Below are 25631 nucleotides of genomic sequence, written 5' to 3' on the forward strand. Positions count from 1 at the left end.
TTCAGCGCCTGAAAAGAGTCTCCCTCTCCTCGCCCCTGCCTCGCTGAAACACATTCTGCTACCTTCGGGGAATCGCAGCGAAGCGAAGATAGACTGCCGAAGGCAGCCCGAAGGGCGAACGAAGTGAGTCAAAGGGCTGGGGTGAGGGGAAATCCAAAGCCTGCGGGAGCAGTTCACCGCCTATGACCACGACATCACTCCTCCTGCCACCGCTCGCTAGATAGAAGCCCTCCAGCCTCCTCGTTTGCCTGCACGAACATGCAATCATTCACGCGCACCCTTCTCATCACGCTGAGCCTCCTCTCTGCCGCGCACGCCACCGACGCGTCGCGGCAGATAGACACGCTCCTCGCCAAAGACTGGCAGCAGCACAAGCTCACCGCCAATCCTCCTGCGAGCGATGAGACCCTCGTCCGCCGCCTCTACCTCGACATCATCGGCCGCATCCCCACCCTTCAAGAGTCACAGGCCTTCCTCACCAGCACCGACAAAAACAAGCGCGCCAAGCTCATCGACCAGCTTCTTGCCAGCGACGGCTACAATCAGCGCATGTTCCACTTTTGGGCGGACCTGTTGCGCGTGCAGACCCGCTCCAACGGCGGGCAAGGAGACATGACCTCAAAGCCCTACCTCGAGCACGTCAAACAGCGCATCCGCGATAACATGCCCTATGACGCCTTCGTGCGCGAGCTCCTAACCGCGCAGGGAAAGGTCTGGGACAATCCTGCCATCGGCTACTACATGCGCGACATCGGCATGCCGCTGGACAACCTCGCCAACACCACCCGCGTCTTCCTCGGCACCCGCATCGAGTGTGCGCAATGCCACAACCACCCCTTCGACAAATGGACGCAGATGCAGTTCTACCAGATGGCCGCCTTCACCTACCCGCTGGAAACGAACTTCACGGGAATCGCCCAGCAGAAAGGCGCAATTGAATTGATGGTGCAGGCAAGAAAGAAGCCCGAGCTGGAACCCTCCACTCGCAACATGGGCCGTGTGTTTGAAAACCTTGGTGACTTCGTCCGCTACAGCAAAGTGCAGGCCCTTCCCACCCGCCTGCTCAAGCTCCCGCACGACTACCAATACCCCGATGCCAAACCGAAGGATGTCATCTCACCTCTGACCATGCTGGGCAAATCCGTGAAATGCGAGCCCACGGGGGAAACGGTCAAAGCCTTTGCCGATTGGATGACCTCTCCCGAGAACCCACGCTTCACCACCGTGATCGCCAATCGTCTCTGGAAGAAAGCCTTCGGGGTCGGCTTGATCGAGCCTGTCGATGAAATTCTCGACAGCACCGTGGCATCAAATCCCGCGCTCATGAAACATCTGGAGCAGTTCATGCGCGACTGCCGCTATGATGTAAAGGCCTACCAGCGCGCGCTGTACAATACCCAGGCCTACCAAAACGAAGTCTCACGCGCAGAACTCCTGCCCGGCGAAGTCTGCCACTTCACCGGCCCATTGCTCCGCCGCATGACCGCGGAGCAGATCTACGATTCCTTCGTCACCCTCATCCAGCCCACGCCAGATCTTCCGCGCAGGCACGGCATCGACAGCGAGATGGCGCAAAAAATCGTCTACCGCGGCAAGCTCAGCGATGCACTCGACCTGCTGAGCTCGCAGGAAATCTTCGATGGTGCCGCCAAGGCCTCCGAAGGTTACGAACGCATCGCCGCACGTTCCAAGGTGCTGCGCGAGCAATACACCGCCGCTCAGAAGGCCAAGGACAAGCCCTTGCTCGAAAAACTCAATCTCGAAATCCGCTCCCTGGAATTCACCGCACGCACCGGCATTCACGACTACGTTGTCGTCCCCGCCGTGGCCCGCCTTTACACGCAAAAGACCGGCAAGCCCGCTCCGCCGCCCATTCCAGTAAAGGCTCCCACGCTCGAAGACCTCAAAAAAGCCGGCCAAAATCGCGCCTACATCGACGTGCCCGGCTACGACATCGACCAGGCCATTCCGCGCGAGGAAGCAGCCGCCGAACAGGCGCGCGAATCTCTCTTCCGTGACGAGATCAAACGCTTCGGCATCACTGACACGGACGTCTACCTCAAGTCACGCCGCGCTCAGGCCCGCGAATGGCCCCGCGCCGCCGATCTCGAGTCTCCAGCCCCTCGCGGCCACTACCTGCGCGAATTCGGCCAGAGCGATCGCGACATCATCGACAACGCCAACTCTGACGCCAGCATGCCCCAGGCCCTCGTCCTGATGAACAGCGAACTGTTTCAAAGCATCCTCAAGCCGCACACTCAGCTCAAGCTCAACCTCGCTGCCGCGAAATATCCTGACGAACAGCTCGCCGCTGCATACCAGACCCTCCTCTCACGCTCGCCCACGGCTGCTGAGAAGTCAGCCTGGGTCAAAGCAGAGCAGTCAGGCCTGAACATCGAAGACCTCGTCTTTGCGCTGATCAATACGCAGCAGTTCATCTTTGTGCGTTGAGGGGAAAACTCTGTTGATAACACCACGCCGCACCCTTCGTGATAGTGGGCCCATGAAACCTGCCCCCGTTTCCCGCCGTCATTTCCTGCACGCCGCCCTTGCCGGTGGCGCGGTAAGCCAAAGTCCGCTCATCGCGGCTGACGCGGCTCCAAAAGCAGGCATGTTCTCCGAACCCGCTCACGAGATCCCCCTGGCGCAGGATGCCGACGTGATCGTCTGCGGTGCCGGACCCGCAGGCGTCACAGCAGCCATCACAGCCGCACGCGCAGGCGCAAAGGTACGCCTGTTTGAATGGCGTGGCTGCCTCGGCGGCATCTGGACGGCGGGCCTCCTGGGATACTTCCTCGATTTCAACAAACCCGGCTTTGCCAAAGAGCTGCGCGACAAACTCGATGCACGCGGCGCCCGCGCGAACTCCACCAGCGCGAGCCGCTTCTGCTACGATCCTGAAGCACTCAAACTCCTGCTCGAAGAGCTCTGCATGGAAGCCGGCGTGAAATTCCAATATCACACCAAAGTCTGTGCTGCGTTCCGCGAAGGCAAGCGCCTCACCACCATCGTTACCGAATCCAAATCGGGTCGCCAGGCATGGAAAGCCCCCGTCTTCATCGATACCACAGGCGATGGCGATCTCGGCTTCCAAGCAGGCTGCGCCTTCGAAATTGGCGAAGCCGCCGAGTGTCCCTGCCAGCCCCTTTCTCTCAATGCCCTGCTCGTCGTAAAAGATGTCGAAAAGCTCCGCGAGTTCGTGCGCTTCGGCCAGCCGCTGCCCGGCGAAAACACAGACGGTGAAAAGAAAAAGCGCATCAAGGACGCCATCGTCAGCACCGGTCATTTCCCCTCCTACGCAGGCGCCACCCTCTGGCATGTGAGTGGAAATCTCGTCTTTGCCATGATGAATCAGGAATTCGGCATCAAGCCCTGGGACGCCGCCGAGATCACCGCAGCCACCGTGCGTGCTCGCGCAGAAATGAACCTCATGGTCAATGGTCTTCGTGGCCTCGGTGGCCCATGGGAAGGCATCCAAATCGTCGCCACTGCCGAGCAGATCGGCGTGCGTGACGGCCGCCGCATCGTCGGACGTTACGTCGTGAACAAGGAAGACCTCATCAAAGGCGCGCGCTACGATGACGCCGTGGTGCGTGCCACCTTCGGCGTGGACATCCATGCCACCACCGCGGATTTTAACCAAAAAGCCGCGATTCATTCCACCAACATCAAGGTCAAGCCCTACGACATCCCATTGCGCGCCCTGATCGCCAAAGAAGTCGATGGCCTCATGATGGCCGGGCGCTGCATCAGCGGCGATTTCATCGCTCACGCGAGCTACCGCGTGACCGGCAATGCCGTCGGCATGGGCGAAGGAGCCGGTGTCATTGCCGCCCTCGCCGCGACCTCCAAACGCCTGCCGCACGAAGTTCCCTGGAGCGAAGGCGAGGCCAAGCTGAAGGCGATGGGCCAGCGCGTTTAAATCACTGCAATGATCGTATGCTCGGACCGTCCACCCACTTGGGCGGGATCATGATCTGGCGCGGCACAGCGGGTACACCATGCTCGTGCTGCGAAAGCTGCGTCACGATCAAATCAACCGCCGCCGCCGCGAGATGTTCGCGCTGCTGGTAAATGCCCGCAAACTCCTGCATCTTGGGCGTCCAGTCATGCGCCACAAAACCGATGTCCTGCGGCACACGCAGACCGAGCCGCCGCAGCCAGTTGGGCACATGCGTGTCGAAAGTGATCAGCGCATCCGGCTCGTATTCACGCATCCATTTGGCAAACGCGTCGAATCCTTTGCTGATGTCATTGCTCGGAAACAGCAGCAGCGGCACCCGGTCCTCAGGCAGGAGGCTCTGCTGCCAGTGAAACAAGCCACCACTGTAGCCAAACTGCGAGCGGTTCACGATCCACTTCGTCACCGCCACACCGATCCTCTTATAACCACGCGCGCTGAGTTGATCCGCCGCCATGTGAATGCCCAGCGTCATGTTCCCCGCACACATGTGCAGCGCCGGGCTGCTCATCGCATTGCCAAAGGTCACCGCAGCAAAGGGTGAGAAGTCCATCTTGCTGCACGGTAGTTGCATGCTCTGTGGCGATACGATCACGCCCTCGATGCCGCGCGCGTGCAGGATCTTCTGCAACCGCTTGGGTGTGAGCCCGTCCCTGCCCAGCCAGAACTCCTCCACAGCGTAGCCATGGCCATGCGCACGGCTGCGGATGTCATCGATTGGCACGTATTGATACGAAGGACCGAGTAAACCATCCTGCGGCACATCCTCACGGATCACGGCGATCACGGCGCGCACCCGCTGCTGCTTCTTGCCGCGCACCACCTGCATCATGCGCGCCAGGTGCGGGTCGGGCTGGTAGTTCAGCCGCTTCGCCTCCTTTAGTACCAGCTCACGCTTCTCGGCGGAAACCTTGGGCGCTCCGCGCAGCACGCGGGACACGGTCATCAATGAAAAGCCGGTCGCACGGGCGATGTCTTTGAGCGTGGGAGCGGTGGTGACGGGCATGGTGATAAAAGGCAGACGTAAAGACAACCTCAGGGCCCCGAGGTGGGACGGAGCTCGAAGCTACAGATCAGCCAGCGTCGCCGTGAGCAGCCTCCAGAACTTCTGCGTCGAAGAAACGCTCGCACATTCTTTCTCAGAATGCGCCTCGTGGATGTTTGGACCGAATGAAATCATGTCGAGGCCGGGATACGCCAAGGAGATGACGCCACACTCGAGTCCGGCATGGCAGGCGCCCACCTGTACCTCATGGCTGAAGAGCTCGCGGTAGAGCTTTTTCATCTTGTCCAAAATGGGCGAGGTGGCGCTCGGACTCCAACCCGGATACGGATCGCCAGAGTGAACCTCTGCGCCGATGAGTTCAAACGGCGCACGGAAGGCATGGGCGACATCTGTCTTGCTCGACTCCACGGAGCTGCGCTGCAGGCTGCCCCACTCGGCTTTGCCGCCGCCGAGTTCGATCGTGGAAAAGTTGGAAGAAGCCTCCACCAGTCCGGGCACGACAGGACTCATGCGATAGACGCCGTTGACCACGGCCTGCATGGCCAGAAGGAGGTGCTTCTGATGCTCTGGGCTCATCGTTTGCACACTGGAGCCTTCGATCTTCACTGGTGTCGTGGTAATGCTCAGTCCCGGTTCGATGAGGTGAAACTCCTCGCGGATGCCAGCGGCCTCACGCTGAAAGCTCTCATCAAATCGAGATTGATTCAAAATGACCACCTGCGCCACGCATTGCGCCGGGATGGCGTTGCGTGCGCTGCCGCCGCGCATCGTACAAAGAGCTGCGACATCCTCGCCGCAGGCATTGAGAAGGCGCGTCATGAGTTTGATCGCATTCGCACGCCCTTCGTGAATCTGCAGACCAGAATGTCCGCCGCGCAGGCCGGTGATCTGGATCGCTAACACGGGCGCGGCGAAGTCATGGACTGTTTCGGTGTATTCAAAACGGCCGGTCGTGTCGATGCCGCCTGCACAGCCAATGGTGAAAGTATCGTCCTCTTCGGAGTCGAGATTCAGCATGGTTTTGCCTGTCAGCAGTCCAGGCTGCAATCCCAGGGCACCGCCCATGCCCTGCTCTTCATCCAGGGTGAAGAGCGCTTCGATGGGCGGATGGGACAAATCCTGCGCAGCCAGCACGGCCAGGATCGCGGCGGCGCCAAGGCCATTGTCAGCGCCCAGCGTCGTCCCGCGTGCCCGCACCCAGTCACCATCCACCCACATCTCGATGCCCTGCCGGTCAAAATCAAAATTCAGTCCATCAGCAGCTTTATGCACCATGTCCAGATGCGCCTGCATGATGACGGGTGGGTGGCCCAGCCGGTCTGCCGATGCAGGTTTTTTAATGATCACATTACCTGCGCTGTCGAGCTGTGCCGCTAGGCCATGGCGCGTGGCGAATCCCAAAACGAAACCCACGACTCGCTCCTCGCGTTTGGATGGGCGCGGCACGGCATTGAGATCGGCAAAACAGTTCCAGAGAGCTTTGGGTTCGAGGGCGCGGATGTCGGAGGATGGCATAAAGGGGGGGATCGATGGAAGATGAAATCAGGCTGCGGCGGACAAGGTCACACTTCGAGCAGGTTCGGCTGCGAAACAAGCTGGAGTGGTATCATAACACTTCATCGACCGATTCCACCGCGAAATGACAGCGCGCTTCACGTTTGATAAGCCAATGATTTTCCGTCAGCTCTGCTTTCTTCTCTTCCTCGTCGCCACATGTGCGTGTGCCACCGAGCCTTTCGCCGAACGCCGCCAAACCTGGCAGGGCATTCCCGGACTGGAACGCACCGCCAAAGGCCGCGTTTTTTCATCTTGGTTCACCGGTGGTTCGAAAGAACCGTCCCCGGAGAACATCGTGCTGTTCTGCTATAGCGATGATCAGGCAAAAACCTTCACGCATCCGCAAATCATGGCGGAGCCCAAGAACGGCACTCGGTGCTTTGATCCCACCTTGTGGATCGACCCCAAAGGCCGCCTTTGGTACGTCTTCAATCGCGGCAACAAGGACACCGCCGTGCATGACGTCCACGCACGCATCTGCGACGATCCCGATGCCACCCCACTCGTCTTTGGTGCCGAGTTCCGCGTGGGCTACGATGGCCCCTATGCCTTCCGCATGAACAAGCCCACGGTGCTTTCTACCGGTGAATGGATCATGCCCGTCACGCATGCCACCGAGCCGGTCCACGACTGGTTTGCAGGGCCGAAACAACTGCAAGGCGTCGGCATCTCCACGGATGAGGGAAAGACATGGAAACTGCACGGTGCCCTCAAAGCCCCCGAGTGGGCTCTGGAGTGCATGATCACTGAACTGAAGGATGGCCGTCTCTGGCTGCTCACCCGCACTGGCGGTGGCTTCCTGTGGGAAAGTCATTCCTCAGACAAAGGCCGCACTTGGACCGAGGCCAAAGCCAGCTCCATTCCGAATCCCGGCTCCCGCTTCTTCATCCGCCGCGTCGCGTCAGGCAATCTCCTGCTTGTGAATCACCACGGCTTCACTGGCAAGACACGCAGCCATCTAACCGCCCAGATCTCCACCGACGACGGCCAGACTTGGAACGAAGGCCTGCTGTTGGATGAGCGCAAAGGCGTGTCCTATCCCGATGGCATGCAGGATCGCGAGGGTCTCATCTGGATCACGTATGACCGCGACCGCCAGGGCGAAGGCGAGATCCTCCTCGCGAAGTTCCGTGAGGAAGATGTCCTCGCCTGTAAAAATGCCTCCGGCGCGGTGAGTCTGAAACAAACAATCAGCAAACTGGGGAAGCCCCAAGTTGTGCCTGCCAAGTGGGATCCGGCGCTGGCAGGTGACATCGTCATGCAGCGCCTCGTGAACACCTCCTCGCCGCGCGTGAAGGGTGCGCATGATGCGGAGTTTGTGTGCGTCGGTGAGCGCGCCTACATCGTGACCGAAGCCAATGACGTGAGGGCAGGGGAGAGCGCAGGCTGGCCTGAAATTTACGCGACGCTCTCCATTGTGAACCTCAAGACGCTTGCTTTGGAAAAAGTGATCGACTTTGCCAGGGGCGAACAACGCTTTGAGAACGAGACTCTGCCAGTCGGCGCATGCTTTGTACCGCGCATCCTGCAGAAAGATGCAAACTCTCTGCGCTGCTACTTCACTAGCGAAGATCCCGGAAAGCGGCAGTCACAGATGTGGTATCGCGATTTTGATCTGAAGTCCGGCGACTTCATGCCCACGATTCACAAGGCAAAGCTGAAGACTGCGGCGGGCACCTTTGACTTCCAGCCCCAGTATTTTCATGCCGATGCTGCGGCGCAGGGCTTTGCCAAGAAGGCCTTGGACTCATCATTCTTCATCTTTGATTCGTTCAAGCAGTTCGACGGCAATACCTACGTCGCCCTGAACAATTTCAGTGGCAAACAGAACGCTCTGGCGCGGGTGCATGAGGATCTGGAGACCTTTGAGGTGCTCGGGCACTACAATGAACCACAGTCGGAAGCCTTGAGCGAATCTGCCGTGAACCGTCTGCCCGACGGCACCTGGATGGCCATCTGCCGCAACGACAAGGGAAACTATCATTTCACCACCAGTGCCGATGGCAAAACATGGAGCGTGGGCATGCCGCTGCCCATCGTGCCGAACGGTGCGAACTCGAAACCCACCTTCGACAAGTTTGGCGGCGTCTACTACCTCGGCTGGCAGGAGTCCACCCGCATCCAGGACGTGGGCCGCAGCGTCTTCAACGTGGACGTCTCGCGCGATGGCAAAACGTGGGAGCGCAAATACCGCTTCGAGACGCCGCAGTCCTTTCAATATCCGACCTTTCACGAACACGACGGAGTGATCTGGCTCGTCGTGACGCGGGGCGACAAAGACGCGAGCCGTAAGGAGCGCATCATGTTCGGCAAACTCGAAGACGTGGGACAGTTCGAGCCGCAGGCAGGAAAAAAGCGCATCGTCTGGCCCGCACCACCGCCGGAGGAAGCTGCGGTGATGAAGGTGGGTGTGAAGCTCTTCACGGATCGTGACTACGTGATTGAAGCCTTGTTCGAGCAGCTCAACGGCCTGCCGTTTTTGCGCACAGGCATCGAGAAGGTTGACGCGGAAGTCACCAAGCCGGGCACTCTGTATGCACTCACGCCGTCCCTTCGACCGCAGGCTGCGAGCCAGGAAGCAGCACTCGCCAGCGCCGGTTTCACGAAGGTGGATGCACCCGAGGTGCAGCTTTTCCCCGGAGAGATCAATCGCGTGAGCCTTTACCGCAAAGAGGTCAAGGCGGGTGAACAGCTTCACTTCAAAAAGCTGGTGCTGCTCATCAGCGGCACCGGAGCGGCGCTGCGCGAAATCCATCCTTGATCAACTCCACATCCTCCTGGTATCACCGAACATGATCCGCTTTCTCAACTGGTTTAATAATCTCTATCCCGTGTGGCTCGTGAGCCTCGCGACGCTCGCGTTCTTCTTCCCGCAGACCATGCTGTGGTTCGACAAGCCGTGGATCTTCTGGTCGCTCGCGGCCTCCATGCTCGGCATGGGGCTCACGTTGAGCATTGATGACTTCAAGGCCATCGCACGCATGCCTGGCAGCGTGGCGCTCGGCTTCGTTGCACAGTACACGATCATGCCGCTCACCGGCTGGCTGGTTGCTACACTGCTGAAACTTGAGCCCGGACTCGCGGTGGGCATCATCCTTGTGGCCAGCTGTCCCGGCGGCATGGCCTCCAACATGATCAGCTATCTTGCCCGGGCAAATGTGGCGCTCTCTGTGGTGCTCACCCTCGCATCCACCCTGCTGGCCTTTTTCTTCACCCCCATGTGGACCAGCTCGCTGGCCGGAAAATATGTGCCGGTGGATGCCTGGGGCCTGTGCCTGTCAGCATTGCAGCTCACAGTCGCTCCAGTCGTGCTGGGTGTGCTCATTCGCTGGAAGCTGCCGCGCACTGCCGATCAAATCGGTGCCTGCGGCCCCACCGTCGCCGTCCTGGCTTTTACCCTGGTGAGCGGTGGGATCGTGGCCGCCAGTGCCGATGCCGTTGCCTCACACTTTGGCCGTCTGGCTCTCGCTGCGTTTCTGCTGCATGTCATTGGCTTCGTGGTCGGCTACCTCATCCCCAAAGTACTGCGGTATCCTGAATCTGTCGCTCGCACTGTCAGCATCGAGGTGGGCATGCAAAACGGCGGCATGGCAGCTGCGCTCGCACGTGAGCACTTTCCCTTGTTGCCACTTGCTGCTGCAGCCGCCGTCTTCAGCGGTGTGATGCAAAACATCGTCGGAGGCCTCATGGCCGCCTGGTGGAAGCGCCGCACGCCGGATGCCTGACCGACCATGAGCCGACGCGACATCTATTACTGGAAATGCGACCGTCCTGCGGCGTTTCACGGCACGCAGATCCGCGGAGCGCCAGATGCTGAGATCGAGCGGCAGCTTGGCGAGGCTTTGCAGCGGCACTTCGTCACGCAGGTCGTTGAGCTGAGCACAGGAATCGGTCAGGGCAATCACCTCACCTGGAATGCCAGGGTGGCTGGACAAGCGATGTTCCTGCGTGTCGAAAACGGCCCTGAAAAGGACGGTCAGCTTGCCGTGGAGTCGGCACTTCTGGCGAGGGTGCGTGACGCCGGAGTGATGACGCCTCGGGTTTATGCCTGCGATGCTTCGCGCTCTCGTGTCCCATTCGCCTGGCAGGCCATGGAGCGCATCTTTGACCCTGATCTCAATCACTGGTTCAAGCAGGGCCGTATCGATGTGCGATGCATCGCCTTCGGTATTGGCGAGGCAGTGGCGAAATGGCAGGCGATCAAGCTGCCGGGCTTTGGAATCCTGGATGAGTCGATGTGTGGCTATCATGCCACCTACGCCGACTACTTCCATCTTCGCCTCGATCAACATCTGGCCTTCCTCGTGACCCGCGGCTTCATCACGCAATCTCAGAGCGACGAAATTCGCGCCGAGATCGATAATCATCAGTCGCTCCTCCAACTCGACGCCGGCTGCTTCGTTCACAAAGACCTCGCCCTCTGGAACATCCTCGGCAGCGAAAGCGAGATCTCGGCCTTCATCGACTTTGACGACGCCATCAGCGGCGATCCCATGGACGACCTCTCGCTCCTGGCCTGCTTCCATGACGATGCGTTTCTGCGCCGGGCCTTCGAGGGTTATCAAAGCATCCGGGCCTTCCCTCCCGATTACCTGCGCCGCTTCTGGCTGCATCTGCTGCGCAACATGATCGTCAAAGCCGTGATCCGCGTGGGTGCGGGCTACTTTGACCGTGACGCTGGCTTCTTCCTCATCTCCTCTGGCGCCTCCGGTCAGTCCCTGCGCGAATTCACCCATTCACGTCTCGACCTCGCACTGGAGGGCTTGCGCAACTCCAGCAGCATCGACATTCTTCGACCATGAAAACTCACATTGGTACCTTTCTTTCCATCGGCTCACCTGCGGTCACTGAACTTGCCGCCGAGTGTGGCTTCGACTGGGTTTTGATCGATCTGGAGCATGGCTGCGAATCCGAAGCCGCGCTGCCAGATCAACTGCGCGCTCTGCGTGGCAGCGACACCCTTGCCATCGTGCGTGTGAGCGCCCCGCATCCAGATCTGATCGCCCGCGTCCTCGACTGGGGCGCGCAGGGCATCATGGTGCCGCATGTAAACACAGTCGCGGAGGCGCGGCATTGTGTGGATGCGGCCTATTATCCTCCGCAGGGCCATCGCGGCGTGTCACGCACCGTGCGCGCCTATGGCTATGGCATGCGTCTTCCAGACGGAGCCATGCCCAAACCCATCATCCTTGCCCAGATCGAAACCGCCGAGGCGGTGGCGAATGCAGCTCAAATCGCCGCCGTGGAGGGCATCGATGCGCTCTTCATCGGTCCTGCGGATTTGTCCTTCGACCTCAAGGCTCAGCAGTCACCTCGCAGCTACGACGACTGCGTCAACAGCATCGTCAAAGCCGCCAAAGACCACGGCAAAGGCTGTGGCATCCTCGTGCGGCATGCCGATGACAAGGAAAAGCTCAAAGCCTTGGGCTTCACCTGGATTGCCATGGATTCGGACCTCTCGCTGGTGCGCGAAGGCTTCAAACGGAACCTCGCCACGGCGCGGGCTTGGTGAAAAAGTCTGACTTTTTCCTGTTCAAAGGCGTTTCCCCTATAATCTCGCCTCCCCCATGAACGCATCCCCCCAAATCAAATCCAAAATCGTCGAACTCTGCGAAACCCTCGTGGCCGACAGCGACGTGAAAAATGCCCGCGAAAAAGCGGAAGCCTTCCTCGCCAATGAGGAAGCAGTGTCGCTCTACCGTGAGATGGCCACGCTCGGCCGCGCCTTGCACCAGAAGCAGCACAACGGCGAAGAGCCCAGCGGAGAAGAAATTTCCCGCTTCACCGATCTGCAGGATCAGTGCGATGCCAACACCGCCATCCTCAGCTTCATCGAAGCCCAGGACGTGCTTCGTGGCATCGCCGAAGTGGTGACAAGCTTCGTCGGCAAAAGCCTTGAGCGCGGTGCCGTGCCTGCCGAATCCGAAGTGTTCTCCAAAGGTTGTGGCGAAGGCTGCGGCTGCCACTAATCACCGAAAGGGTATGAAAGCGTTCGCTCTGATCGCCACGCTGCTGTTTTGCGCCTCGTCTTTCGCGGGCGAGGCCAAAACGGTGAAGCTGCTTACCATTGGCAACAGCTTCTCCGCCAATGCCACGCATTACCTCGGCGATCTGGCGAAGGCGGGAGGGCACACGCTCATCCATCAGCCTCTGGTCATCGGCGGTGCCTCATTTCAGGTGCACGCCGAGAAAGCTCAGAAGCATGAAGCAGACCCGAAGGACAAAGCGGGTCTTTACACCAGCGGCCGCGGTTTGAAGGAAAACCTCGAGCTGCAAAAGTGGGACTACGTCACCATCCAGCAGGCCAGCATCAAGAGCCACGACTTCGCCACCTATCAGCCCTACGCAGGCTGGTTGCGCGACTACGTCTCCAAACACGCTCCGCAGGCAAAGCTGCTGGTGCATGAAACCTGGGAGTACCGGAAAGACGATGTGCGCTTCACCAAGACTTCCGGCAAACCAGGCGAACCCAAAACGCAGCAGGAAATGTACTCCGGTCTGCGCGCCGCCTATGACAAAATCGCCGCCGAATTCGGGGCTGGCATCATCCCTACCGGTGACGCTTTCCATCTCGCCGACACCGATCCGAGTTGGGCCTATCAAACCGACACCACCTTTGATCCTAAGACCGCCAAGCAGCCCGAATTGCCGAATCAGACACACTCCCTGCACGTCGGCTGGCGCTGGGCCAAGCCCAAAAATGGTGGTAAAATCGCACTCGGCATGGACGGCCATCACGCCAGCATGATGGGCGAATACCTCGGTGCATGCGTCTGGTACGAGGTGCTGTTTGGCGAGAGTGCCTTGGGCAACACCTTCATGCCCAAGGGGCTGGATCCGACGGACGCCCGTTATTTACAGGAGACCGCGCATCGCGCCGTGATCGAGCGGACAAAATGATGTCCAAAATGAGAGCGGCGTGTTCTTATGAGAGCCATGACTCGCCTCGTCTCGCTTCTCTTTGCACTCAGTTTCTCAGCACATGCCGCCACGGAAGCGGATGTCATTGTCTATGGAGCCACCCCGGGCGGCTTCTGCGCAGCCATCGCCGCAGCGCGTGAGGGTGCATCTGTCATCCTGCTTGAGCCCACCGCCCATGTCGGCGGCGTAAACACCGGCGGCCTCTGTTTCAGCGACTCCAATCAAACGGTGCGCAGCACGGTTCTTGGCCTCTTCGAGGAATGGCATGCGCGCATCGAAAAAGACTATCAGATGCGCGGTGTTGCACTGCCTTACACCGTAAGTGACAAAGACCACAAACCCTGGACCTATGAGCCCCATATAGCGGCAAAGATCACGCAGCAGATGCTGGATGAAGCAGGAGTGAAGGTGCTGACGAAGCGGGTTTTGCAATCAGTGGCAAAGGAAGGCAAACACATCACAAAACTGGTCACGACTGACGGTGACTTTGCCGCCAAGGTGTTCGTGGATTGCACCTATGAAGGAGATTTGATGGCTGCCGCCGGAGTAAGCTGGACGATTGGCCGCGAAAGCAGGCAGGAGTTCGGCGAACCCCTCGCCGGAAAGCAGTATTCGAAGGCAAAGCTCCCAATCTCCGGTCTCGATACCGCTGGCAAACCGCTGCCTCTGATCACGACGACTGACGCTGGTGCCGATGAGGCCGGCGACAAGAACGTGATGGTCTACAGCTTCCGTCTGTGCGTCACCAAAGATCCGGAAAACCGCGTGCCGTTTCCACAGCCTGCACATTATGACCCCGCACGCTTTGAAGTCGTGCGGCGCTACTTTGCGGAGGAAAAGAGACCGCATCTGCTCTGGGATCTGTATCCGCTGCCGGGCAACAAGTTTGATGCAAACAACGGCATCGGGAAGCAGTTCTCCATGGGCCTCGTCGGTGCCTGCAACGGCTGGAGCGAAGCGGACGAGACCGGACGCGTGAAGATCTGGGAGGCTCACAAACAGTACACCCTGGAGATGCATCATTTCCTCAGCACCGATCCCGCCGTGCCGGAACCGCTGCGGCAGCAGATGGCGGAGATCGGCCTCTGCCGGGATGAATTTCCTGACTATGACCACTGGTCCCCGCAACTTTACGTGCGCGAAGGGCGGCGCATGATCGGCGAATACGTCGTCTCGCAGAAAGACATCATGGACGAGCCGAAGAAGGACGATCCCATCATTGTGTCATCGTTCCCCATCGATTCGCACGACTGCCAGCGAGTGGGCACAAAGGATATGGTTTTGGACGAGGGCACCATCATGCCTGTGCGTATGACCGGTCGGCGGCATGGCTATCCTTATCACATCCCATATCGCGCCATCACGCCAAAATCTGCTGAGTGTGACAACCTGCTGGTGCCCGTTGCACTGTCTTGCACCCATGTGGGCATTTCTTCCATTCGTGTGGAGCCGACGTGGATGATTCTCGGCCAGAGCGCGGGCATTGCAGCCGCTGTAAGTGCGAAACAAAACATCGCCGTGCAAAAGCTGCCTTATCCCGCATTGCGTGAGCGTCTGCTGGCACAGAAGCAGGTGCTCGAATTGCCCGTGCTGCCGGATGTTCCACCCGAAGCCAAAGGGGTGATGAACGTCGATCCAAAAAGCCTGCCCGGTATTGTGCTTGATGATTCGCAGGCTGAACTCAAAGGCCAGTGGGGCCGCTCTTCCGGCTTCAAGCCGCATATCGGCACTGGCTATCTGCATGATGACAAACGCGCCGACGGCCAGTCCATCGCCATCTTTCACTGCAAAGCGCCCAAGACAGGCCACTACGAAATTCGCATGGCTTATTCACCCCATGAGACGCGTGCCAAAAAAGTGCCATTGACGATTCAATGCGGAGGGCGAAAGACAGATCTCACTGTTGATCAAACGCTGCCGCTGGCCGCAGGAGAGGCGTTTCGCACCATCGGCAGCGTGCAGCTTGATGGCGGTGTTGAAACAGTCATCACTATCAGCAATACCGGCACAGAAGGGTTCGTCATTCTGGATGCGCTGCAACTTATCGAGTCGAACAACTGAAACACCCACAATGAAGACCTTTTTCTTTGCTTGCCTGATCTGCGTCACCCACCTCAACGCGGCGGACATCGTGGTGTATGGAGGAGTGCCCTGTGGCATTGCGGCATCCATCGTGGCGGCACGTGAAGGGGCCAAGGTGGTGCTTGTTGAGCCGACGAAGCATGTCGGCGGTTTGAGCACGAGCGGCATCAACACCGCCGAGAGCGAGCACATGCTGAAATGGACCATCGGCGGCTTTGCGGATGAATTTTACCGCCGTCTCGGCGCCCACTACCAGACCGGTGGACCGGAGTATTTCTTTGAGTCCAGTGTTGCCGAAAAAATCTATCTCGAAATGCTGCGCGAGGCGGGGGTGGAGGTGCGTTATGGTGCGTCGGTGAATACGGTGGAAAAAGAAGGAGCGCGCATCACTGCGGTCACCCTCACGGATGGTTCCAAGCTTCAGGCGAAAGTCTTCATCGACGCGGGTTACGAAGGTGATCTTATGGCGCGTGCGGGTGTCAAATACGCAGTCGGTCGCGAGGCAAAGGCGGAGTTTGGCGAAGAAGCTGCGGGCGTCCGTTTTGACAAGACAGCGCGCCAAGCCCGGACGGTGGATGAAATTGGAATGTTGCTGCCAGGCATCAGTGCGTGGGCCAAAGATTTGCATGAAGGCGATGCCCATCGTGCACCGATGAACTACAATTTCCGCCTCACGGTGGCAAAGGACCCCAAGCTGCAGGTGCCCATCCCCTCGCCGAAACATTACGACGAAAAGCGTTACGCATTGCTGGCCAGCTGGTTCCGCGATCAGACCCAGCAAAAAAAGCCGGTGAAGCTTGCGGACATCATCGACCTATACGGACGTAGAAACGGCAAGTTCGAGATGAACAACAAGCAGTCCGCCATCTACTCCCTGGGACATTTTGGCGGACAGTTTGACTGGCCCAATGCCACGTACGAGGAGCGCGCCCGCATTTACCAGGACCACATGGATTACACGCTGGGTCTGCTGCATTTCCTCGCCACGGATGCCGCAGTACCTGCGAACGTGCAGGAGGAGATGAAGGCGCTGGGCCTCCACAAGGATGAGTTCACTGACAATGGCAACCTGCCCTATCAGCTCTACGTGCGCGAGGCGCGGCGGATGCGTGGCGAATATGTCGTGACGCAGCAGGATGTGCAGGAAGACCGCCGCAAGCCGGACAGCATCGGCATGAGCAGCCATTTCATCGATTGCCATCACGTTCAGCGCGTGGCCTTGAATGAAAACGAGTTCGTCAATGAAGGACGTATCTGGCGCATGGGTTATGCTTATCAGATTCCCTATCGGGCGCTGACTCCGAAAGCCTCCGAATGCACCAACCTGCTGGTTCCCGGTGCTGCCAGCTACACCCATGTGGCTTTTTGCACACTGCGGTTGGAGAGCGTGTGGATGATCACCGGTCACGCCGCAGGCATCGCCGCTGCGCTGGCGGTGAAGGACGATGTCGCTGTGCAGAAGGTGCCGCTGGCCCCATTGCAGGACAAGCTGCGCGCCCAGAAGCAGGTGGTCGATTTCATTCCCGGCCTGCCGGAGAAGTGTGAGCATCTCAACGGTCCGCCGGAATTTTAACGTTCAATTCAGTTTCACTGCCTCCCAACCATGCAAACCCGCCGTCATTTCATCGCCTCCGTCACCGCCGCGCTTGGTGGTTCTGTTTTTGCCGCGAATGGCAAGCCGAAGACCATTCTTTTGCAGTCTGCCTGGGATACCGTGAACATCGGTGACATCGGTCATACACCAGGAACCCTGCGTGTCATCGAAGAGCACCTGCCGGAGGTGAAGGTGGTGCTGTGGGCGATGAAGCTGGACGAGCGCGTCACCGTGATGCTCAAAACGCGGTTTCCCAAGGTGGAGATCCTGCAGGGCAGCCTCACAGGAAAAGGCGAAAAGGACGTGGCGCTGCGGCAGGCAATTGCCGGATGTGACCTTTTCATTCGCAACTCAGGCATGGGTCAGGACATCAGCTTCATGCAGTTTTGTCAAAAGGCAGGCAAACCCTACGGACTGTTTGGGCAATCGTATTTTGCCAGCATGGTGGAGGGCAAAGGTGCGGAAGAACGCATCGCCTTGCTGAATGCGGCTTCGTTCATCTACACGCGTGAAACCAAAACGCTGAGCATCCTCAAGAACGCAGGCATCAAAACGCCTGTGCTCGAATTTGGTCCGGATGGCTGCCTCGGCATCGATGTTCGCGATGACGAGCGCGGATTGGCGACCATGAAGAAGCTCGGGCTGAAAGAGCGGAAGTTCATCACCCTGCAACTGCGCACCAACACCGCCAAACTGCCCGGCGTGGATGACACCCGCACCCCGAAGCTCAACCCGCTGCATCCCACCGCTGAACAGATCGCCGATGATGAGCGTCGTGCGGCAAAGTATCGGGAACTGGTGACGATGTGGGTCAAGAAGACCGGGCACAAAGTGCTCATCGCCCCCGAGGTGAAGAAGGAGATGGAGCACAACAAGCGGCTCATTCACGATCCCCTGCCGCCGGAGATCCAGAAGCACGTGGTGAACCTGGAATACTTCTGGAACGCGGATGAAGCCGCCTCCATCTTTGCACGCGCCCATACCATCGTTTGTCACGAGCCGCATTCACCGATCATCGCCCTGGCCAACGGCACGCCGATCATCCACACCTATTCGGAGTTTCACTCTCCGAAGTGCTGGATGTTCAAAGACATCGGCCTTGAAGAGTGGCTGCTGGAAATGGACGAAACACCAGCAGACAAAATGGCGGAGACGCTGTTCACCATCGATTCTGACTACCCTGCGGCGCAGGCCAAAGTGAAGAAGGCCATGGGTTATGTGCATGAATGCTTCGGCAAGTCGATGCAGCACGTGAAGGGCATTTTGTCGGCAGCTTGAAGCATTCGCCGCATCTGTGCGTTATCAGCACGATGTTTCTGCGCTGCCATGCCCTCCTTTTTGTTGCCTTTTCGCTCTGTGCCCGGGCCGACATTAATTTGGTGAGTGAGGGAGAGGCAAGGGCGATCATCGTCACAGCAGATCATCCTACACAGGTGGTGTGGTACGCGGCTGAGGAGTTGGTGCGTCATCTGGAAAAGGGCACAGGGATACGACTGGAGGTCCACACGGAAAGCGCGGCCAACGTTAACTTGAATCAGCGCATTTACCTAGGCGACAGCCGAGCCGTACGTGAGGCGGGAATCGATGTGGGGAACCTTGCCGCGGAGGCATTTGTGCTACGGGTGAAGAATGACGCTGTGTTCATTGCTGGCAACGATGGCGGTGGAGATCCTTTGGATCCTGACACGCGTGCCGGCACGCTCTGGGGTGTTTATGAATGGTTGGACCGCGATCTGGGCGTGCGCTGGATCTGGCCGGGTGAACTGGGCACCCATGTGCCGAAGACGAAAACGGTGGTGGCAAAGAGCTGCGATGAAACCATCGCGCCGCGCCTGTTCCAGCGGCGGCTGCGTGCCGGGCTGGGATTTGAGAGCGAGCATCCGGCGCTGGGTTTTACGGCTGCCGCTTTCAAGCAGTTCAGCGAAGATCAAAGCGTGTATCTCAGGCGGCACCGCATGGGGCGGAGTTATCCGGTGAGTTATGGGCATGCTTTCACCGATTGGTGGGAGAAGGATGGCAAAGCACATCCTGAGTGGTTTCAACTGTTGGAGAGTGGCAAGCGCGGACCGAACAAGAAAAACAGTCGTTTCTCCATGTGCGTCTCCAATCCCGAACTTCAGCGTGAGCTCGTCGCCCGCTGGACCGCTAAGCGTCCTCCCAATGCCACGACGCCCGGATTCATCAATGCCTGTGAGAATGATATTCTCGGCCTCTGCACTTGCGACAAATGCCGAGCGCTGGATGGCGCTGCTCCTGGCGATTACCTGAAGTTTTACCCGCCCACTTCGAAGATGGCAGGTTCGCGCTTTGTCTCGGACCGCTATGCTCGGTTTTGGCTTGGTATCCAGCAGCAGGCTCCCACGGGGACAACTGTCGTTGGCTACGCCTACTTCAATTATTTCCAGGCACCGACGAGTGGCATCAAACTCAATCCGAACATCCTCATCGGTTACTGCCCGTCAGCAGGCTGGTTTCCGCGCTCGGCTGAAGAACACGCATGGATGAAGCAGCAGTGGGCGGACTGGCGCGGCACGGGGGCGCGGTTGTTCATGCGCACGAATCATCTGCTGGATGGGTACTGCATGCCCTTCATTTTCGCGCATCAGTTTGCCGATGAGTTCCATCACGCTGTGGAGAAGGGCATGGTCGCCACCGACTATGACTCGCTCACCGGCCACTGGGCCACGCAGGGTCCGAATCTCTACACTGCGGCGCGCCTGCATGTCCGGCCAGAGGCTTCGGCAGAAGAAGTTCTGGCGGAATATTATGCGGCTTTCGGCGCTGCTTCGGAGGCGGTGAAAAGCTATTTTTCCTATTGGGAAAATTACACTACCGGCAGTCGCGAGAAGATCAATCAGACGATGGAAGCACTGCAAGCTTCGCGCTGGCGGAGCTGGGCCAAGGCCGCGCATGTGCTGTATCCACCGGAATGTTTTGCGCCTGCGGTGGCCTTGCTGGAGCTGGCATCGCGTGCAGCAGGAAATGATGCGGAAGCAGCGGCTCGCGTGAGATTTCTCCAACTCGGTCTGCAGCATGCACAGCTTTGCACCCGCGTTTCCGCAGTGCCCACGCTCGCCACTCCCACCGCCACCCAAGACGAGATCAAACGTGCTGTGGATGAGCTGATCGCTTTTCGCCGCGCCCACGAACGGTCAGGCATCTGCAATTTCAACCACCTTGCCTGGGTAGAGGATTTGAGCTGGAAATTGTCCGAAGAAACCCGGCAGACCCCCGATTTGTATCCCTGATCCATGAACCCTTATTTCTCACGCCGCGCCTTTCTTCATCATCATGCACTCATTCTCGCCGGATTTGGCGCAGGAAAGCTGCTGGCGGCGGATGAGAATGCGAAACCGCTGCTGCGCGCCGGGTTGATGACGGACCTGCACTACGCAGACAAGGAACCGACGAAAACGAGATTCTACCGCGAAGCACTGGCGAAGCTGGATGAGGCAGTGGAAGCGATGAACCGCGAGAAAGCTGCATTCGTGGTCGAGCTGGGTGATTTCATCGATCAGGCGGATTCGGTGGAGCGTGAAATCGAATGGCTGAAGACGATGGAGTCGCACTTCACCAGGCTCACAATGCCGAGGCATTATGTGCTGGGAAACCACTGCGTGGGCACCTTGACGAAGCAGGAGTTTGCTGCTCACACGAAGGCGCCGGGAGGGCATGAGGTCTTCGAAGAAAACGGTGTGACGTTTTTGATTCTCGACGCCTGCTTCCGTGAAGATGGCACGCCGTATGAACGGAAGAACTTCAACTGGCAGGATGCCAACCTGCCCACGGAGGAACTGGCATGGCTGGAGGCTTCGCTGGCCAAGGCAGGCGGTCCGGTGATTGTATTCGCCCATCAACGGCTCGACATGGACAAGGCGCATTCGGTGCGCAATGCCGCCGAAGTGCGCGCACTGCTGGAGAAGTCCGGCAAAGTACTCGCTGTGTTCCAAGGCCACTCGCACAAGAACGACTACCAGCAGATCGCCGGCATCCACTACACCACGCTCGTCGCGATGGTGGAAGGCAGCGGTTTGGAAAACAACGGCTACTCGCTGCTCGACATCATGACTGATGGATCGCTGCGCTTGAATGGCTTCCGCAGGCAGGTAAACCGCGCTTTGAATCACGCATGAAATACATTCTCCTACTCCTGGCATTCACAAGCTCCGCGCTCGCGCTGGAGCCTGGCTTTGAGTCCCTATTCGACGGAAAAACCCTTGATGGCTGGAAGCATGATGGCAACTGGTCGGTGGTGAACGGCGAGATCGCACGCGTGAAGAAGGGCGGCTCATTGACCTATGAAAAGGCGAAGGTGCCGGATGATTTCGAGCTGCGCTTTGACTGGAAGGTGGCGAAGGGCTGCAACAGCGGTGTGTATTACCGGCCGGGTCAATATGAGTATCAGCTGCTCGACAACGCCAACAGTCCCTATGGCGAGAATCCGCGGCAAAGCGCTGGCTCACTGTTCTTCTGCATGTCCCCGACCAAGGATGTGGTGCGGCCCTTTGAGCAGTGGAATGAGGCGCGCGTCATCTGCAAGGGCAGCGTCATTCAGCATTGGTTAAATGGAGAGAAAGTGGTCGATTTTGACTATGCCGATTCGCGCTGGAAAGACGCCGTTAAACTGGTGAGCTATCGCGGCACGGATCTGGCAAAGCGGGGCAGCAATCTTTGGCTGCAGGATCATGGCGCCGATGTGTGGTTCAAGAACCTGCGCTGGCGTGCGATTCCAGCTGATGAGCCGCTGGTGAGCGAGAACCTCACGCCCATGCCCGTGCCGGAGGGGGCATTGAAAAAAGAAGAGGCGCGCATCCAGGAACTACTGAATCCCAAATCCAAGCCCGCGAAGAAATCTGCATGGCGGCACCAAGAGCTAAAACGCTTCAAAGCTGAGGAGGCGCATCAAGGCGTGGCAGTGGATGATATGCATTTTTATGCGATCACGAACTCGGCCATTGGCAAGTATCGCAAAGACAACGGGGAACGCGTTGGCGGCTGGAAGGAGGCAAAGGATGGACACATCAAGCATCTGAACGCAGGGCTCGTGCTTGATGGAAAGTTCTACTGTGCCCATTCGAACTATCCCGCTATGCCGATGACGAGCTCCGTGGAGATTTGGGATCCACAGACGATGCATCATTTGGAGTCTATTGACCTGACGGATGCCGACGGCTCGCTGACCTGGGTGGACCGTCGCGATGGAGTTTGGTACGCCTGCTTTGCGCAGTATGCGAAGACCGGTGATCCTGCGAAGACGCGGATCGTGATGTTTGATTCTCAGTGGAAGAAGCTCGGAGAACTGAAATTTCCGAGCGAAGCGGTGGCGAAGTTTGGCAAGAACAGCAGTTCTGGCGGCGGCTTTGGTCCTGCTGGGCATCTCTTCATCACCGGCCATGATGCGCAGGAGCTGTATGTGCTCGATCTCCCGGCCAAGGGTGACGTGTTGCTCTGGCAGAGCGCGATACCGATCAGTGCTCACGGCCAGGCCTTTGCTTGGGATCGCGGTGAAGCCGGCGTGCTGTATTCGATCGACCGGAAAACTTCAGAGGTGATTGTCTCACGAATTTCAAAGTCCTGATTTCACCGCCAATCGTAGAATGGGTCTTCCTGGCAAACTCTCATCCACACGATCATGAAACAAAAAGCATCCGCTCAATGGCAGGGGTCCCTTAAAGAAGGAACCGGAACTCTCAGCACCGGCTCCGGTGCGCTCACTGACAAACCCTACTCTTTCAAGACTCGCTTCGAAGGCGAGCAGGGGACGAATCCTGAGGAGCTCATTGGTGCGGCCCATGCGGGCTGCTTCTCGATGGCTTTCTCCATGATTCTGGGAGGCGCTGGATTTACCCCCGACAAGATCGATACCAGTGCCACCATCACTCTAGAGCCCAAAGACGGTGGCTTCGCTATCACGGCCAGCCATCTCGATGTGACGGCCGTCATCCCTGGCATCGACGACGCCACCTTTCAAGATCTCGCGGGCAAAGCCAAGGCGGGGTGTCCCGTCTCGAAGCTGCTGAATGCGACGATCACGATGGACGCGAAGCTGGCGTGACCCAGGCTGTGCATGAAGAAGATTTGCCAAGTCCGGTGTCATTGTGACACCGGACTTGGTCAGCTTTGCTGCAAGATGGCTTTCGTGCCCGGCTCCCACGTCAGACCCCAGTCAAGCATGGACTTCAAGATGGGGCGCAGAGCCTCGCCTTTTTCAGTGAGTTCGTAGGCCATGCGTTTCCCACCATCCGCAGTCGGAATCTGATGCACGACGCCTGATTCAAGCAGTCGTTCGAGACGGTCGCTGAGGATGTTGGTGGGGATTCCTTCGGGGGAGCTGACAAAGTCTTTGAAGCGGCTGCGGCCCAGCATGAGATCGCGGATGACGAGCAGCGTCCAGCGGTCACCAAACAGGTCCAGTGCACAGGACACAGGGCAGGGGGAGCGGCGTGAGGATGGCGGTGTCGCCTTGATCGGGCGTTTGGATGCTTTGGCCTTGGGCATGGGGGACTATGATTCCAAACACTTGCGTTTCAAAAGTAAAAGACTTGCATAATGCAAGTAATGCACAATTTTGCACCCATGAGCACCAGCACTGATCCTCAACTCGCCCCGCCGGGCGCCGGTCTGCCCATCATCGAACTCTGGGTTGCCCGGATGATGTTTGCGAGGACATGCCGTCGGGGCAGCCGCGAAGCCTTTGTTGCCAAGTTCAAGGAAGAACGTGCGGCGATCCGTGCACTGGTGGATTCCTGTCCAGCGGAGCAGCGGGGCGAGCGAGTGCTCATCAAGCGTTTGCGCGGTCTGGAGGACAGCAGCCGCAACTGGTCTGTGTGGATGACGCTGGAGCATCTGCGCATCATTCACATCGGTCTCATCCGGGTCATCAACGCACTCACTCATGGAAAGGTGCCGCCTGGCAAGGCAAGCACCGCGGCAGTCAAGCCGAGCGCCGCAGTGACAGCGGATGTCGAGGAGGGCTATGAGCGTTCCTGTGACAGCGTTATTGCCGCTATCACCGAGGCGCAGGATTTAAAGACTCAGCAGCGCTTTGAGCATCCGTGGTTCGGTTCGCTGGATGCTTTCGGCTGGGCGGCGATGGCGGGCACACATATGGGAGTTCATCGCGCGCAGATTCAAAGCATCCTGCTAGGATTGGGCCGATGAAGCAGCCTCTCTCGCTCACCACAGATCCCATCCCCCAGCTCATCTGGCGCATCGCGCTGCCGATGAGTGTCGGCATGTTTTTCAACACGATGTTCAACGTGGTGGACACGCTGTGCGCGGGCTGGCTGGGGACGGAGTCGCTGGCGGCGCTTTCGCTGTCGTTTCCGTTGTACTTTGTTGTGTTTGCCATGGGCAGCGGCATCAGCCAGGGCACCACGGCCCTGCTGGCGAATGCGCTGGGCGCGGGGCACGTGGCGGAAGCGCGCAGGGTGTTTGCGCAGTCGCTGGTGTTTGCCACCACGGCGGGTGTCCTGCTCTCCATCGTGGGCTGGCTGGTGGCCCCGGGGTTGTTTCGGCTGCTCGGTGCCGAGGGCAGTTATTTGAGCACCGTGCTGGATTACATACACGTGATCCTCGCTGGCGGGGTGTTCTTTTTGCTGCCGATGATTCTGAACTCAGCGCTGTCTGCCCAGGGCACCACCTGGGTGTATCGGAATTTTCTCATCGTCGGCTTCGTGGCGAACATCGTGCTCAATCCAGTGCTGATGTGGGGGTGGACGGGGTTGCCCGCACTGGGCGTGGCCGGCATCGCGCTGGCCACGGTGCTTGTGCAGATGGGTGGCGGGCTCTTTCTGTGGTCACATGTCAGCAGGGCGCACTATTGCCGCGATCTGCGACGGGATGATTTCAAGCCTGATCTGCAGGTGCTGCGGCGGATTGCAGGACAGGCTGTTCCAGCGGCGCTTAACATGCTCACCATTTCTCTGGGTGTATTCGTCATCACATGGTTTGTGAAGCACTTCGGCAAGGAAGCCGTGGCGGCCACAGGCATCGCCACTCGAGTCGAGCAGATTGTGCTCATGCCGGCCATCGGCCTGAATTCCGCGGTGCTGAGCATCGTGGGGCAGAACCACGGCGCAGGACTCCCACACCGCGTGCGCGAGGCCTGGGTAACGAATGTGAAAATCGGCGCTGGGTTGATGCTGCTCGGCGGCCTGCTCGTGTGGCTCTTGCGTGATCCTGCCATGAAGATGTTCAGCCAGGATCCGATCGTGATCGGGCATGGTCGGAACTACTTGCTCAGCTCATCGCTCACTCTTGCGGCCTATCCGATTCTGTTTGTCACCGTCTTTGCCATGCAGGGCATCAAACAGCCTGCCTATGGTCTGTGGATGGGCATCTACCGGCAGCTCGCCGCACCCGTGGTGGTGTTTCACACCCTGGCCTTCACGCTTGGGTGGGGGCTGTGGGGCGTGTGGTGGGGCATCTGCATCGTCACCTGGAGCGCCGCCCTTTTCGCGCTCGGCTGGGGATGGCGGAAGTTTTGAAGCATTTCTGTCGCTGGAGAA

The 25631-nt window shown here is 58.8% G+C and carries 20 protein-coding genes; 17 read left to right on the forward strand and 3 right to left on the reverse strand.

Features of this window, described 5'->3' with window-relative positions:
• Positions 1–258: 258 nt before the first annotated feature.
• Together AC3RLQ_RS25860 and AC3RLQ_RS25865 are read left to right on the forward strand one after the other, a co-directional pair.
• On the forward strand, positions 259–2451 hold the full coding sequence (locus AC3RLQ_RS25860; RefSeq protein WP_493031559.1) for a DUF1549 domain-containing protein: 2193 nt from the start codon (positions 259–261) through the stop codon (positions 2449–2451).
• 52 nt (positions 2452–2503) lie between these two features.
• The gene (locus AC3RLQ_RS25865; protein ID WP_493031561.1) at positions 2504–3922 is read left to right on the forward strand and encodes an FAD-dependent oxidoreductase; all 1419 of its coding nucleotides are present in this window, start codon (positions 2504–2506) and stop codon (positions 3920–3922) included.
• A gap of 1 nt (position 3923) precedes the next feature.
• On the opposite strand, the gene AC3RLQ_RS25870 is transcribed toward AC3RLQ_RS25865, so the two are convergent.
• Together AC3RLQ_RS25870 and pepD are read right to left on the reverse strand one after the other, a co-directional pair.
• Positions 3924–4967 (reverse strand): LacI family DNA-binding transcriptional regulator, encoded by a 1044-nt coding sequence (locus AC3RLQ_RS25870; protein WP_493031562.1) that lies wholly within the window; start codon positions 4965–4967, stop codon positions 3924–3926.
• A 60-nt stretch (positions 4968–5027) separates the two neighbouring features.
• The gene (gene pepD / locus AC3RLQ_RS25875; RefSeq protein WP_493031564.1) at positions 5028–6482 is read right to left on the reverse strand and encodes a beta-Ala-His dipeptidase; all 1455 of its coding nucleotides are present in this window, start codon (positions 6480–6482) and stop codon (positions 5028–5030) included.
• Between the two features lie 154 nt (positions 6483–6636).
• On the opposite strand from pepD, the gene AC3RLQ_RS25880 reads away from it, so the two are divergent.
• The 13 genes from AC3RLQ_RS25880 to AC3RLQ_RS25940 all read left to right on the forward strand — a co-directional run bounded on the left by AC3RLQ_RS25880 (position 6637) and on the right by AC3RLQ_RS25940 (position 23176).
• Entirely contained in the window at positions 6637–9285 is a 2649-nt protein-coding gene (locus AC3RLQ_RS25880) for a sialidase family protein (protein ID WP_493031565.1), read from the forward strand.
• A gap of 31 nt (positions 9286–9316) precedes the next feature.
• Positions 9317–10249, forward strand: a complete 933-nt coding sequence (locus AC3RLQ_RS25885) for a bile acid:sodium symporter family protein (RefSeq protein ID WP_493031566.1) — start codon at positions 9317–9319, stop codon at positions 10247–10249.
• Between the two features lie 6 nt (positions 10250–10255).
• The gene (locus AC3RLQ_RS25890; protein ID WP_493031567.1) at positions 10256–11326 is read left to right on the forward strand and encodes a phosphotransferase family protein; all 1071 of its coding nucleotides are present in this window, start codon (positions 10256–10258) and stop codon (positions 11324–11326) included.
• Positions 11323–12036 (forward strand): HpcH/HpaI aldolase family protein, encoded by a 714-nt coding sequence (locus AC3RLQ_RS25895; RefSeq protein ID WP_493031569.1) that lies wholly within the window; start codon positions 11323–11325, stop codon positions 12034–12036. The genes AC3RLQ_RS25890 and AC3RLQ_RS25895 overlap by 4 nt, the downstream gene beginning before the upstream one ends.
• Before the next feature lie 55 nt (positions 12037–12091).
• A complete protein-coding gene (locus tag AC3RLQ_RS25900) occupies positions 12092–12493 on the forward strand; it encodes a YlbF family regulator (RefSeq protein ID WP_493031570.1) in 402 nt (133 codons plus the stop codon).
• Positions 12494–12506: 13 nt separating this feature from the next.
• On the forward strand, positions 12507–13424 hold the full coding sequence (locus AC3RLQ_RS25905; protein ID WP_493031571.1) for a DUF4886 domain-containing protein: 918 nt from the start codon (positions 12507–12509) through the stop codon (positions 13422–13424).
• 36 nt (positions 13425–13460) lie between these two features.
• Entirely contained in the window at positions 13461–15506 is a 2046-nt protein-coding gene (locus AC3RLQ_RS25910; protein WP_493031572.1) for an FAD-dependent oxidoreductase, read from the forward strand.
• Between the two features lie 10 nt (positions 15507–15516).
• Positions 15517–17100 carry an FAD-dependent oxidoreductase gene (locus tag AC3RLQ_RS25915; RefSeq protein ID WP_493031573.1) on the forward strand — a complete coding sequence of 528 codons (1584 nt, stop codon included), beginning with the start codon at positions 15517–15519 and terminating at the stop codon, positions 17098–17100.
• A 30-nt stretch (positions 17101–17130) separates the two neighbouring features.
• Entirely contained in the window at positions 17131–18399 is a 1269-nt protein-coding gene (locus AC3RLQ_RS25920; RefSeq protein ID WP_493031574.1) for a polysaccharide pyruvyl transferase family protein, read from the forward strand.
• Between the two features lie 251 nt (positions 18400–18650).
• On the forward strand, positions 18651–20369 hold the full coding sequence (locus tag AC3RLQ_RS25925) for a DUF4838 domain-containing protein (RefSeq protein WP_493031575.1): 1719 nt from the start codon (positions 18651–18653) through the stop codon (positions 20367–20369).
• Positions 20370–20372: 3 nt separating this feature from the next.
• Positions 20373–21254: a metallophosphoesterase gene (locus tag AC3RLQ_RS25930; RefSeq protein ID WP_493031577.1), complete on the forward strand. Its 882-nt coding sequence runs from the start codon at positions 20373–20375 to the stop codon at positions 21252–21254.
• Positions 21251–22699: a 3-keto-disaccharide hydrolase gene (locus tag AC3RLQ_RS25935; RefSeq protein ID WP_493031578.1), complete on the forward strand. Its 1449-nt coding sequence runs from the start codon at positions 21251–21253 to the stop codon at positions 22697–22699. The genes AC3RLQ_RS25930 and AC3RLQ_RS25935 overlap by 4 nt, the downstream gene beginning before the upstream one ends.
• 54 nt (positions 22700–22753) lie before the next feature.
• Positions 22754–23176 carry an OsmC family protein gene (locus tag AC3RLQ_RS25940; RefSeq protein WP_493031579.1) on the forward strand — a complete coding sequence of 141 codons (423 nt, stop codon included), beginning with the start codon at positions 22754–22756 and terminating at the stop codon, positions 23174–23176.
• Between the two features lie 59 nt (positions 23177–23235).
• Here the strand turns inward: AC3RLQ_RS25940 and AC3RLQ_RS25945 are convergent, their stop codons facing one another.
• Positions 23236–23619, reverse strand: a complete 384-nt coding sequence (locus AC3RLQ_RS25945; RefSeq protein WP_493031580.1) for a winged helix-turn-helix transcriptional regulator — start codon at positions 23617–23619, stop codon at positions 23236–23238.
• 78 nt (positions 23620–23697) lie between these two features.
• Here AC3RLQ_RS25945 and AC3RLQ_RS25950 point away from each other — a divergent pair, with 78 nt between their 5' ends.
• A complete protein-coding gene (locus tag AC3RLQ_RS25950) occupies positions 23698–24282 on the forward strand; it encodes a DinB family protein (RefSeq protein WP_493031581.1) in 585 nt (194 codons plus the stop codon).
• Positions 24279–25610, forward strand: coding sequence for an MATE family efflux transporter (locus AC3RLQ_RS25955; RefSeq protein WP_493031582.1), 1332 nt, complete (start codon positions 24279–24281; stop codon positions 25608–25610). Before AC3RLQ_RS25950 ends, AC3RLQ_RS25955 begins: the two co-directional genes overlap by 4 nt.
• The last annotated feature ends 21 nt before the right edge of the window (positions 25611–25631 follow it).

This window comes from Prosthecobacter sp. GW821-HT29F12 (assembly GCF_058803405.1).